The sequence below is a fragment of the Paraglaciecola sp. MB-3u-78 genome (assembly GCF_002835935.1).
Classification (GTDB): Bacteria; Pseudomonadota; Gammaproteobacteria; order Enterobacterales; family Alteromonadaceae; genus Paraglaciecola.
Window position 1 is genome coordinate 1 of the sequence record NZ_PJCF01000011.1, and the last position, 12,715, is coordinate 12,715.

12 protein-coding genes and 2 pseudogenes are annotated in these 12,715 nt (G+C 44.4%); 7 read left to right on the forward strand and 7 right to left on the reverse strand.

Features of this window, described 5'->3' with window-relative positions; genetic code table 11:
- Nucleotides 1-45 precede the first annotated feature (45 nt).
- Both tnpB (CXF95_RS22325) and CXF95_RS22330 read left to right on the forward strand, forming a co-directional pair.
- A pseudogene (gene tnpB, locus CXF95_RS22325) lies at nucleotides 46-312 on the forward strand (IS66 family insertion sequence element accessory protein TnpB); the annotation flags it as partial.
- Nucleotides 313-335: 23 nt separating this feature from the next.
- Complete coding sequence (locus CXF95_RS22330; protein WP_101200772.1) at nucleotides 336-1,898, forward strand: IS66 family transposase; 1,563 nt, start codon at nucleotides 336-338, stop codon at nucleotides 1,896-1,898.
- A gap of 74 nt (nucleotides 1,899-1,972) precedes the next feature.
- Here the strand turns inward: CXF95_RS22330 and CXF95_RS22335 are convergent, their stop codons facing one another.
- Together CXF95_RS22335 and CXF95_RS22340 are read right to left on the reverse strand one after the other, a co-directional pair.
- Nucleotides 1,973-2,905: an IS110 family transposase gene (locus CXF95_RS22335; RefSeq protein WP_232787982.1), complete on the reverse strand. Its 933-nt coding sequence runs from the start codon at nucleotides 2,903-2,905 to the stop codon at nucleotides 1,973-1,975.
- Between the two features lie 318 nt (nucleotides 2,906-3,223).
- Entirely contained in the window at nucleotides 3,224-4,066 is an 843-nt protein-coding gene (locus tag CXF95_RS22340; RefSeq protein WP_101200773.1) for an ATP-binding protein, read from the reverse strand.
- 62 nt (nucleotides 4,067-4,128) lie between these two features.
- Here CXF95_RS22340 and CXF95_RS22345 point away from each other — a divergent pair, with 62 nt between their 5' ends.
- The 4 genes and pseudogenes from CXF95_RS22345 to CXF95_RS22360 all read left to right on the forward strand — a co-directional run.
- Nucleotides 4,129-4,503, forward strand: coding sequence for a hypothetical protein (locus CXF95_RS22345; RefSeq protein WP_101200367.1), 375 nt, complete (start codon nucleotides 4,129-4,131; stop codon nucleotides 4,501-4,503).
- Nucleotides 4,500-4,838: an IS66 family insertion sequence element accessory protein TnpB gene (gene tnpB, locus CXF95_RS22350; protein ID WP_101199143.1), complete on the forward strand. Its 339-nt coding sequence runs from the start codon at nucleotides 4,500-4,502 to the stop codon at nucleotides 4,836-4,838. Before CXF95_RS22345 ends, tnpB (CXF95_RS22350) begins: the two co-directional genes overlap by 4 nt.
- Before the next feature lie 92 nt (nucleotides 4,839-4,930).
- Nucleotides 4,931-6,532, forward strand: a complete 1,602-nt coding sequence (locus CXF95_RS22355; protein ID WP_101199142.1) for a transposase — start codon at nucleotides 4,931-4,933, stop codon at nucleotides 6,530-6,532.
- 70 nt (nucleotides 6,533-6,602) lie between these two features.
- Nucleotides 6,603-6,947, forward strand: a pseudogene (locus tag CXF95_RS22360) (VOC family protein); the annotation flags it as partial.
- Between the two features lie 48 nt (nucleotides 6,948-6,995).
- Here CXF95_RS22360 and CXF95_RS22365 read toward each other — a convergent pair.
- From CXF95_RS22365 to CXF95_RS22385, 5 genes are all read right to left on the reverse strand, one after another.
- Complete coding sequence (locus CXF95_RS22365) at nucleotides 6,996-7,874, reverse strand: bile acid:sodium symporter family protein (RefSeq protein ID WP_101200774.1); 879 nt, start codon at nucleotides 7,872-7,874, stop codon at nucleotides 6,996-6,998.
- Between the two features lie 140 nt (nucleotides 7,875-8,014).
- Entirely contained in the window at nucleotides 8,015-8,764 is a 750-nt protein-coding gene (locus CXF95_RS22370; RefSeq protein ID WP_101200775.1) for an SDR family oxidoreductase, read from the reverse strand.
- A gap of 33 nt (nucleotides 8,765-8,797) precedes the next feature.
- Complete coding sequence (locus tag CXF95_RS22375) at nucleotides 8,798-9,493, reverse strand: histidine phosphatase family protein (protein ID WP_101200776.1); 696 nt, start codon at nucleotides 9,491-9,493, stop codon at nucleotides 8,798-8,800.
- A gap of 92 nt (nucleotides 9,494-9,585) precedes the next feature.
- Nucleotides 9,586-10,398 carry an SDR family oxidoreductase gene (locus CXF95_RS22380; protein ID WP_101200777.1) on the reverse strand — a complete coding sequence of 271 codons (813 nt, stop codon included), beginning with the start codon at nucleotides 10,396-10,398 and terminating at the stop codon, nucleotides 9,586-9,588.
- Nucleotides 10,399-11,619, reverse strand: coding sequence for an acyl-CoA dehydrogenase family protein (locus CXF95_RS22385; protein ID WP_101200778.1), 1,221 nt, complete (start codon nucleotides 11,617-11,619; stop codon nucleotides 10,399-10,401).
- 120 nt (nucleotides 11,620-11,739) lie between these two features.
- Here CXF95_RS22385 and CXF95_RS22390 point away from each other — a divergent pair, with 120 nt between their 5' ends.
- Nucleotides 11,740-12,657, forward strand: a complete 918-nt coding sequence (locus tag CXF95_RS22390) for a LysR family transcriptional regulator (protein WP_101200779.1) — start codon at nucleotides 11,740-11,742, stop codon at nucleotides 12,655-12,657.
- Nucleotides 12,658-12,715: the final 58 nt, after the last annotated feature.

Here is a 12,715-nt window from a genome sequence, read left to right on the forward strand (position 1 = left end):
ACATAATTACGCTTATGTGGTGCACCACATAAGCGTAAACAATTTGATGGATTGGCTGCTCTGGCACAGTCACAGTTGCAGGAAAAAGCGGCCAGCGGAGATTGGTTTGTCTTTATAAACCGCAAGCGCACCCAGATGAAAGTGCTGTATTATCATCAGGGTGGGTATTGTTTGTGGAGTAAACGGTTAGAGCGAGGCACGTATCAGCAGGTGCCGGGCGGCTTAAAACTGCCCCTCAATGGCGCACAATTACAGTGTTTAATTGACGGTATTTATTGGCAAAAAGACAAACAAAATAAGCGACATAACTAACTGAATTTGTTATACTTAGAGTCATGAAAACGCCCCTGAAACCCACGCCTGACATGACTTCTCTGCACATTAAAAATGTGCAGTTAGCAGAGCGCGTGATAGTACTTGAGCAACAACTTGACTGGTTCAAACGTCAATTATTTGGACGTAAGTCTGAGAAACAACTAATTGATAACCCAGCGCAAAGCAACCTGTTTGTCAGCGAGCAAGCACCGGCTCAAACCCCGGAGTCTGGCACCGAAGTGGCTGCCCATCGCCGCAGCTCAAAGAAACAAACTCAGGAGCAGGATGTCAACGACACGGGCTTGCGTTTTGATGACAGCGTGCCACAACAGATCATTGAGGTGCCTGCACCCGAGCTCAGTGGTGAAGATGCTGAGCAGTATGACATCATTGACTACAACGATACCTGCCGTTTAGCCCAACAACCGGGCAGCTATACCGTATTGATTTATCGTCGCCCGGTCTTGCGTCATAAAAGCCAACAAACATTAGTCACCGTCCCTGCACCGGTGAATGTGCTCGAAGGCTGTTTTGCCGATGTCTCATTACTGGCCGGTCTAATGGTGGATAAAGCAGTCTACCACTTACCGTTATACCGCCAGCATCAGCGCATGCTTGATAGCGGTATAACGGTCAGTCGTGCCACCCTTATCAACTGGATCCAAAAAGGCATTGAGTTACTCAGGCCCATTTATCAAGCCATGCTCAGGCAAATGTTGCAATCCAGTGTGCTGGCCATGGACGAGGTGCCGATAAAAGCGGGCCGTAAACACAAAGGGAAAATGCAGCAAACCTACTTCTGGCCGATTTACGGCGAGCAGGATGAGGTCGCTTTTACCTGGTCAACCTCCCGAGGGACACAACATGCTATTAGCCAGTTGTCTGGTTTTAGCGGTACCTTGCTCACTGATGGGTATATCGCCTATGAAAAAGCGGTGGCACAGCTCAATAAACATGAGCACACAGTCACCCACGCGACCTGCTGGGCGCACAGTCGTCGTACCTTTGAAAAAGCGCTGCAGATGGAGCCCGATACTGCCCAGCATGCCATCAACAAGATAGCCAAGCTGTATAAAATCGAAAAACATATACGGGATAGCAAGCTGGATAAAGGACAAACGCTGGCCTATCGGCAACAGCATAGCGAGCCCATTGTGCATGCTTTTTTTATCTGGGTGTATGAGCAACGACAACGCCCCGAGTTATTGCCCAGTAATCCCCTGACAAAAGCCCTGGCTTATGTGTTTGAACGGCAAAGTCAATTGAGGGTGTTTCTGAGTAATCCGGATGTGCCTATTGATACCAATCATTTAGAAAGGGCACTGCGGGTTATTCCCATGGGTCGCAAAAATTATTTATTCTGCTGGAGTGAATTGGGCGCCGAGCAGCTTGGCATATTGCAAAGTCTGATGGTCACGTGCCGAATACAAGGTATCAACCCTTACACCTATCTGGTTGATGTACTGCAGCGCGTGGGTATGCATCCGGCTAAAAATGTTCTCGACCTGGTCCCCAGAGTCTGGAAAACAAAATTTGCCGACAACCCGCTGAAAAGTGATCTAAGCATACCCGCCTCTCGCTAGTGCCTATTTAGGCTAACCGCCACGACATTTTACCGTCTGGTCACCCATTTAGAAATACGCCTTATAATGATCGCTTACTTTATAGCGATAATTTGATTCGTTTTAGCGGCTTTTCGCTGGTAATAGCTTTTGACTATTTTGTTGTGGCGAATAGCAAAATTAGCCGCTTCGACAAAAGCCCATGCCAGATATTTATTGCCATTTTTGCTATTGCTTCCCCCTTTCTTTTTACCGTTGCTATAGCGCGCTCCACCGATACAACGGCAATAGGAGGCATAATTCCCTGGCTTGTTAAAGCGTTTAATATCACCTGTTTCTAGCATAATAGTCAGGGCCAGAATATTGCCAATACCATCAATGCTACTCAGTGATTTAAATTCAGCTCTTAGTTTTACTTGTACTAATAAAGCACTTTCAATCTGCTTAATTTCATTTTTAAGACAATTCATAACATTGAGGGTGGCTGTCACCGCTTGTGCTGTGTTTGCAGTATGATCTTGTGCTATTTGCTCGCAGGTAAGCTGTTTTATTTTGTTATTACTGAGCCTGTAGCTTAGATGACGCATGTATATGCCCTGAATAGACAACAAGTTTGCTGTTGATTGTTGTACCAGATTCATGCGTTTGCGCATCAGATCTCGCACTGCTCGTTCCTCTTTAGGGTAAATATACCCTTCAGGTAAAATATTAAGTCTAAGCATTTCAGCCAACCATTGTGCATCACTATTATCATCAGCATACTTTAACCCCGAGTACTGTTGGATAGCCGCCGTGTTGGCCAAGTGAACACAGAACTTGGCGCCTATTAAAGCATCCACAAGCCAATACCAGTTATAGGTCGACTCGATGACTAATCCTATTAACATCTCTTTGTATGGTTCAAGGAATCGCTGTATCAGCTCCCAATCATTAGGCAATTTTTTACAAACGAGTACTTTGCCGTTGTCATCTTTAATCGCAATAACACTATTATTTGAATGTAAGTCAATCCCGCCATATAGTTTCATCTCAATCTCCTCGTGTTTGTGTTTAAAAAGTGTTTTGGTCAACACATAATTTAAGCTCGACACGTAGGAGATTGCTATATGATTATCAGGTCTTGAATTTTGCATGTCGCCCTTTTTAAACGATGGTACTAAACACTACCATCTTTTAGTTGAGACACCGGATGCCAACCTTAGTCAGGGGATGCACCAGTTAAATGGTGTTTTTACGCAATCGATGGATCGTAATCATTGAGTGGGTCAATTGTTCAAAGTCGGTACAAAGCTATCGTGGTTAATAATGTTGCTTACTTACTTAGCGATGGCGTACCAATTTCGGAGCTAAGATAAGCCTAGTAGCTCGGATACTGGGATTAGGTGAATTTTACCTGTTACTTTTAATAATTTTGTACCTGAATAAACAACAACACCATGAGATAAGACCCCCTGATCGATTAGGGTTTGTAGTGGCTTGAACCACTTTTGGCTAAGCGTCATACCCGCCTTAACCTCAACCCCTACCGACACACCACATTCTGACGTAAGGATCAGATCTACCTCTAAGCCATCACGGCTTCTGTAGTGGTGCATTTCATAATCTATTGCTGATTGGCTCACAAGCTTCATTAGCTCCGATGCAATGAACGTTTCCAATACACTACCTAGCACCGTTCGATCCTCAAGGAGTTTCGCCTCTGTAATATTCCTCAAACTGCACAGTAACCCGGTATCGATGAATTGGATTTTTTCAGATGTCAAAAGCCGTTTGGTTTCATTGCTATGCCAAGCCGGAATTAGTTTAATTAGATAGGTGTATTCTAGCGTTGCTATATATTTATCTGTGGTCTTTGCGGTTGTCCCCGTAACCCTCCCCAAAGAAGACTTGTTTAATAGCTCAGATGTATTGATTGCAAGCGCGTGAAGTAACCTTGCCACCTCTTTTGGTTTGGTTACATTGTATACTTCTGTTATGTCTCTTTTTAAGATTGAGTCAATATACGACTTAAACCAAGCCTTCCTTCTGTGAGGCTGCCTTGATAAAACTTCAGGATAACCACCGGTAACAATCATTCTTGCTAAATCAACTTGCGAAAGTTCGCTTTCTTTGTACTTAAAGTTATTATCAAACAAATTGTCAAGAAACCCATTGTCTAACTCTGCAATTTCGTGAGCTTGCGGCAGCATAGCGCAACTTCGTAAATTTGATCTGGTTTAATGTTTGCAACTTATTCATTGAAGATGAAAATATGGCAATCGCTAAAAAAATAAATCAGATCGTTGAAGCATTTGAGCTGTGGCGAAAAAACCGGGTTAGTCGCCGTTCTGCAACCCCACAAGCACTGCGCCAACAAGCAGTTGATCTACTCGAACACTGCTCGTCCAGTAAAGTCACCGCGATGCTGCGGATCAGTGGCACACAATTGAAACAATGGCGTGAAGCCGTTGAACCAAGCCCAACATCCTCTGATTTTATTCGCTTACCTGGGCAAGGCGCGAGGGAGCCTGTTGCTAACGAGCATCTCAGTGTCGAGCTTCGGTTGTGTAATGGTGCAGCATTAACCCTTTCGGGTGATATTTCCCAAGCCTTCCTCGTCGCCATGATCCAGGAAGTTAGATCGTGATCCATTTAACGGCCCAAACGCCTATCCTGATCGCCACTGAGCCTGCTGACTTTCGCATGGGGATTGATGGTTTAGCGGCGCTTTGCCGTAGCAGGCTGACGCACGAGCCTCGTTGCGGGATCTTATTTGTGTTTATTAATCGCAATAAAACCATGATCCGCACGCTCGCCTATGATGGCACAGGATTTTGGTTGATGACCAAGCGTTTATCTAAGGGTAAATTTCAATGCTGGCCCACCGTTAATTCACCTGTTCATCCGTTTGAGGCCAGGCAGTTGCGTCAACTTCTAAGCCCCGTCAAGCCTGATCTTAAGCGATCATTTACGGCAACATAAATGAGCGTCATGAGCGGGTTGTATTTTCAATTAATGAGATCATACTGCCTGCCAATCTCCTATCCACACACAACAAACGGCTAAGCGAAACAGTGAGTAAACCTTTTACAGATATTGATGGTCAGGCGCTGGAAGCGCTGATAGCCCGCGTGACTGAGGCCAAGGAAAACACCCTGGCGTTAAGTGAGCAAGACAGCCAGTTGTTATTGGATGCGTTGCTGACGTTGGCGAGTATGCAGGACCGTTTAACGCATCATAACGTTACTATTCATAAGTTACGAAAATTGCTGGGAATAGAGAAATCATCTGAGAAACAATCGGATGTCACGCCAAAAAAGCAAAAGCCCGCCAAGCCTCAAAAGCCTGGTAACAAGCGCCAGACCAGCGCCTCTTCAGATAAGGGATTTACGCCGGTCAAACCCACCGTGGTTATTCACCCGTTAACCACCATCAGTAAAGGGGATAATTGCCCAGAATGCCTCACCGGTAAGGTATATAAAACCGAGCCAGGCAGTTTCTTGCGGATCACCGGCCACAGTCCGTTTACGCCCGAGCAGCATGTGATGGAGCGAGTTCGCTGCAATACATGTGGGGCTTATTTCACGGCGGAGCTGCCACCGGACGTACTGCAAGAGGGCCCGGGGACCCGAAAATACGGTTATTCCGCGTGCGCCTTGATGGCGATCTACAAGTACTTCGCGGGGTTACCTTTTTACCGCCAGAGCAGTATTCAAAAGCTGTTGGGCGTGAAGATCAGCGCATCAACGGTGTTTGACCAGATTGAGCTGGTGTGCAATGCCATTTATCCGGTCTTTCACCACCTTTTAAATCTGTCTGCGGATGCCGTGCATTACGCCATTGATGACACCACACACCGAATTCTGGATGCTAAGCCCATTGAGAAAAAAATACGTAACAGTGATAAAACGCAGCTACGCAGTGGTGTGTATACCTCGGGTGTTATCGCTACCACGAAGAACAATCAACACATCGTGTTATTCGAAACCAATATCGGCCATGCCGGTGAATTTATTGACAGCATCTTACAAAACCGCAGTCAATCCAGTGCACAGCCCATTATTATGAGTGACGCACTTGCCAGCAACCGCCCGACGGTGAGGGAAACCATGGGATCGTTATGTAACAGCCATGCAAGGCGGCAGTTTGTTGATGTGATCAACCATTTCCCGGAAGAAGTTGAACATATTTTAACGCGCTATGGCGAGATCTGGTCACACGAACATCACGTAGAAGAGCAACAACTGAGCGTAGCCAAACGGCTTGAATATCACCAAACGCATTCGTTGCCCGTCATGGCAGAAATTAAATTGTGGGGTGAAACCCATTTGGCAAACGAGACAGTAGAAGAAAACAGTGGCTTAGGCAAAGCGATAAAATACTTTATCAAACACTATGCAGGACTGAGCCTGTTTTGCAGCGTGCCCGGTGCAAAAATCGACAATAACGGCATCGAAGCGATGCTGAAAATTGTAGTGAGAGACAGAAAAAACGCGATGTTCCATAAAACATTACTGGGCGCGACAATCGGAGATGTCATCACCTCGATGATAGCAACCGGTATGGAAGCGGGCGTCAACGTTATGGATTACTTTACGCTACTGCAACGGGAGCAAGCACAAGCTAAGGCCCATCCCGAAAAATACTTACCCTGGAATTATCAGGAAAATAGCTAAGCACGATCCCAATAAACATCGGCTGACGTAGGCTTTTTGCCTAGGTCAAGCTATGCTCCCGTAAGCTCACCAAAAATCAAAGAAGTTTTACGATGCCATACTAGGTGCTCTGGGATATGACGAAGGGACAATTGATCCTAAAGGTCGTTGTTTCTATTTCACTAAAACAGGTATTTTAGGTCTAAGTGTCCCCATTGATGGTGAACCTGCGTGTCACGGTAATGGCAGTACTTTGGGGTTTGCAGTTGAAACCACAGAACTTGGTGATGCATGGCATGCAGCTGGTCTAGCAAACGGTGGTGTAGCTTGTGAAGATCCTCCTGGTGTGCGTGATGGCGGTGCGATGAAGTTATATTTAGCTTATCTTCGAGATCCTGCAGGCAACAAAATCTGTGCTATGAAGCGCATGACCTAGGTAGTTAATAAATATATTGTTGTGGCTGGTACTTCCCGCCACAACATTTCAAACACTCTTGGCAATGCTTTTAGTTGGAAAGCGCCTAGCTCCAAATATCAATAATCCCGCACCCAGATACATCGCTAGACCATATACGCCTGCTGCAATGGCATAATCGGGTCTGTCTAAAAAAGTGATGGCGATCAGCATGGCCATTGCGCTATTTTGAACGCCGACTTCAATGCCCAATGTCACAGTATCTCGTTTAACCAGTTTAAACATTAACCCTAGCAACAATCCAGTACCTATAGCCAATAGATTTAATGAGATAACAGCCTCTGACAGTAATACAAAGGACGTTAAAAACGCTGTTCGTTCTTGGTAGGTGATGGCCACTATCATAAATATTAAAAAACCAGTAGAAAGCCGCCTAAAAAACACCTCGCTGCGTATCGCAAAATTAGTAAAGTTGTGCCTAATTAAGATGCCGATAAGTACCGGTATTAAGGTAATAAAAATAAGACCTAAGGTGGTACTCAATAATGAAAATGACTCAACTGGGGTGTCGTTAAATTCCTCTATAGCAAAACGGATAATAAGTGGGGTGGTGACAACACAGATCAAGGTGGTGACTGCGGTTAGACTGACCGACAGTGCTAAGTTTGCTCTGGCTAACTGACTAAGAATATTCGAGCTAGTACCACCAGAGCAGGCAGCCAGTATCATTATGCCTACCGCTAAGTGTTCAGATAAATTAAAAAATATTGCGATGCCGTATGCCAGTAAGGGCAAGATTAATAGTTGCCCAAATAAACCTATCGCGACCGGCTTAGGCTCTTTACCAAGCTCTAAAAAGTCTCGTTTGGTTAAGCTTAAACCCATACCAAACATGATAAGCGCCAACACTAAAGGCAGAATAACTTGGGTTAAAATCGAATCGCTCATTGGGGAACTGTTCCTAATTAAAATTTAACGTTTTAAACTGCAGAGGTCACTTGGCGTCGCGCATCGTATTCACAGAGAAATAGAAAAGCAAAATCCCTCAGGCCTCACTGTATATTTTTTGCAGTAGATATACCTTTTAATTAACTCATTTTAGCTAACAGACTTAATGGCGCGATTCGGGCTATATATCTAAACAAAGCCCAAGGCCATTTGGGTACAAAACTGCTGGCCACTTCTTTTTCGATGTCTTTGACTATGGCTTTACAGCCTGTTTCTAAGTCCACAATAAAAGGTACCGTTTTTACCTTTGCATTGATTTCGGTACGAATAAAGCCCGGATGAATAGTAGTGACTTTAATCGGGGTGTTGAGTACATCGATTCGTATACCTTCGCTAAGGGAAGTTAACGCGGCTTTGGTGGCAGCATACACCGTCATGGCTCTGCGTGCCCCACGTACTGCACTGACCGAGGATATAGTGACTAAATGGCCTGCGTTTTGGGCGCGGAATATTTCCATGGCTGCTTCACACTGGGCCAAAGCTGAAACAAAATTGGTTACTGCAGTTTGTTTATTGGCTTGAAAATATCCAGTGCCAAGTGAGGCCCCTTTGCCCATTCCTGCATTGACTATAACGCGATCTAGACTGCCTAAATCTGCAGCAAAGGCTTTGACTACTTCAAATACCTGGTCGTGGTCGTTGACATCTAAGGAGCGAATAAACACTTTAATATCGGGGTTAATGATCAATAACTCTTGTTTAAGTGATTCTAGGTTTTCCATTCTGCGCGCGCACAAAGCTAAGTTACGCCCCATTTTGGCAAACTCAATAGCCATGCCTTTACCCAAACCCGAGCTAGCACCCGTAATTAAAATATTTTGTCGGATCATCTTGTTTATTCTCTTATTATTGTTTTTTAGCTGTTATTTGTAAGTCAGAAGGTGTTTACGATCGCCTTCGAATGCGCTGTGTTCGTTTAGTGACGATAAAATAGCACCTTTTCTGGTGCTGATTAATTTGGTGATACCGCAGTTTACTAGGGTCCAGATAAGTGCCATAAGGTTTTCTGCGGGTACTCCTAGTATGGCTTGAGATAATAACGCTATCGGTCCACCTGAACTGAATACTGCTACACGTTTTTCACCATCAAGCTCACTTATTAAGTGAGTCAACGCAGTTTGGATCCTGGCCTGATAATCGGGCCAGGACTCAATATAATCAGCATTGTGTTGGCTGCCAATCCAGCGGTTAAAGGCTTGGCCAATGACTTGCTCTAGTGCTTTATGAGGATTGTCTTGTTTCCTCATATAGGTTCTTACTCCTTGAGGAGTGGCAAGCTCAGGGTTGAATTGGGCGAGGATATCCTGATGGTCGTACTCGTTCCATCCTGCGTTTACTTGCAGTTCAATATCCTTTTGACCCATTGCAGATAAACAGCCATCTGCAGTTTGCTGGTGTCGCTGCATACTGCCCCGTAGGACTTTATCAAAACCGCCTACTCTAGCTCTAAAGCTCTCGCCTATGTGTCTAGCTTGTTGTTCGCCAAGCTCAGATAAACAATCATATTCAGCTTTGCCAAAGGATGCTTGGCCATGTCTAATTAAATAAATTGCGGTCATGTTAGCGCTCCTTTAGCGTTTGCCTTTGATGGCTTTACGGCATTGCCAAAGCAAATAATGCACAAAAAACCAAATGTGTTTATCAGTATTGCTCAAGGTATTAGGCTAGGTTTAAAGTTTTTCAATTGTTTTTTCATCATAGCCAAATAACGCATAGCCGGTAACCAACGTTTGATGCGAAAGGCGGTTCGTCCGTCTTTGTGGGTGATGGTCATAAACTTGAGGTTTTCACTGTCTTGGTAAATTGCTTCGGCTACTTGAGCCGCGGTGATATCGGAATAGGTATGCAGCATTTTACTCACGAGTTTTGCCACACCGGGTTGTTTACTGCGCAGTGATTCATCTAAGTTAGTAGAAAAGAAACCCGGACAAGCCACACTCACATGAATATTATCGTCAGTAAGCTCAAGGTGCATGGTTTCTGAAAAGCTAACCACTGCAGCTTTACTGGCGTTATAACTACCCATTAGTGGGGCAGGGGTGATCCCTGCTTGTGAAGCAATATTCACTATTTTGCCAGCACCTTGCTGTTTCATCAGAGGCACAAAAGCACGGCACATACGCACCATGCCAAATACATTAATATTGATGACCCATTGCCACTGCTCAATATCTTCAAATTCCAAAGCGCCGCCTGTGGCGACACCGGCATTGTTGACTAATACATCCACTTTCTGCCAACGAGATTGAAGTTGTTGTTTCAGTGTTTCAATGTCAGCTTCGTTGGTGATATCACAAGGCAAAAAGAAGGCTGCACCACCTGACTTAGTGATGCTATCAACCACTTTATGGCCGCGATCTGAGTTGAGATCGACAATACACACTTCAAAATTTTGTTTGGCATAATGTAATGCCAGCGCTTCACCTAAACCTGACGCGCCACCTGTTATTAATACTGTCTTCATTTATTGGTACTTCTTAAGTTCTAATCGGGCAACCATACCTTTATGTACTTCATCAGGTCCGTCGGCCAAACGTAATGCTCTAGCACCAGCAGCAAAACGGGCCAGTGGGAAGTCATCACACATACCTGCGCCACCATGAATTTGGGTAGCCATATCTACCACTTCTTCAAGCATTTTTGGCACCGCAACTTTAATCGCAGAAATATCCACCATGGCATTTTTAACGCCCACGTTATCAATTTTCCAAGCGGCTTGTAGGGTTAATAAACGGGCTTGTTCAATAGCAATACGTGCTTCGGCGACGCGTTCTCTGTTGCCACCTAACATCATTAAAGGTTTACCAAAAGCAGTACGTGACATGCCACGCTGCATCGCCAGTTCTAAGGCTTTTTCAGCGCAGCCAATAGCACGCATACAATGATGAATTCGACCTGGACCAAGACGACCTTGGGCAATGGCAAAACCTTTACCTAGGCCAACCAGTAGGTTTTCTTTAGGTACTCGTACATTAGTAAAGTGCATTTCGCCATGACCAGAAGGCGCGTCATAATCGCCGAATGCTTGCAACATACGTTTAATTTCAATGCCCGGTGTATCTAGCGGCACAACTACCATACTGTGCTGGCTGTGTTTGTCGTTTTCGGGATTGGATAAGGCCATAAAAATAGCAATTTTGGCATTGGGGTGACCTAAACCTGTAGACCACCATTTTTTGCCGTTAAGTACTAATTCATCGCCGTCTAATTCAACGGTTGCTTGCATATTGGTGGCATCAGATGAAGCCACATCGGGTTCGGTCATCCCAAATACTGAGCGTATTTCACCGGCTAATAGCGGTTTAAGCCACTTCTGTTGTTGGAATTCGTTACCGAAGTGATAAAGCACTTCCATATTGCCGGTATCAGGGGCGCTGCAGTTAAATATTTCCGAAGCAAATAATACTCGACCCATTTGTTCTGCTAGTGGTGCATATTCTAATGTGGTTAAGCCTTGGCCTAATTTTGCGTCGGGTAAAAATAGATTCCATAACCCCGCTTCTTGGGCTTTCTTTTTAAGAGGTTCAATTAACGGATGGGCTTGCCAATTTTTCCAATCACCACCGGGATTTAACGCGAGGGTTTCTGCATAAATTTGTTCTTCAACTGGATAAATGTGTTCATCCATAAAGGCTTTCACACGTTCGATATAACCTTGTGTTTTTTCGCTGTGGTTAAAATCCATAATAGTGACTCCAAAAGTAGGGGAAGTAGAACTTAGACTTAGGATAGTCCCTTTATTCAATTGAATGAAATGAAAAATACTATATGGTTACTATGAATAGTATTCACATAGTGGTGTGTGATGACAGACGTTTCAAAAGTCCAGCAACTTGATCTTAATTTACTCAAAGTGTTTGAAAGTATTTATCAAGAACAGAATATGTCCCGGGCAGCAGAGGTGCTGCATATTACGCCATCGGCGGTAAGCCATGCATTAAAAAGACTGCGAGAATATTTGGGCGATCCACTCTTTCAGCGCAGTAATAATCGCATGTTACCTACACCCGCCTGTCAGCGTATGGCTCCGCAGATAATTGATAATCTGACGCGTTTAAGACAAATACTGCAACATTGGGGGGAATTTCAACCCCTTAACAGTCAACATCATTTTCGTTTGGGTATTCACTACGCACTCGAACCTTCTATTTTGCCAAGGTTGGCTAAAAAGTTGGCTGAGTGCGCACCCAATGCTACCTTTGCCAGTGTCAAAGTAGACCGAGAAAACTTAACCCGAGAGTTAGGGGTAGGGCATATTGATATGGCGTTTGATGTAGCTCTACCCCTTAAACCACCGGTATTACACACAAAACTGATTGATGGAGAATTTTGTGTCTTAATGCGTAAAGGACATCCCCTTGAGCACAACTTAACTCAAAAAACCTACTTTGCAGCTAAACATATAGGTGTATCTCACCGCCCAAGTGGTGCGGCTGCCGAGGATATTTTGTTTCAACAACAAGGTTTATCCCGGCGTATCAGTATTCGCTGCCAAAACTACTATGCAGCAAAAGCGATGCTTATTGAGTCTGACTTTTTGTTAACTGTGCCCTATATATTGGGTAATGAGTTGATGGGAGGTATAGAGCAAGCCGATTGTTTATCTCAAGTTCCTATGCCTGTCCGTTTGACTAATATTGAGACACATCTGTACTGGCACAAAAACACTGAGCATGACGAGGCACTAAGTTGGTTTAGGCAAATTCTGATATCACTGATTTAGATTATTATGGGCTCTAGTCCCGTTAGCGTTATCATGACATTATATCTTTTTGTATGAA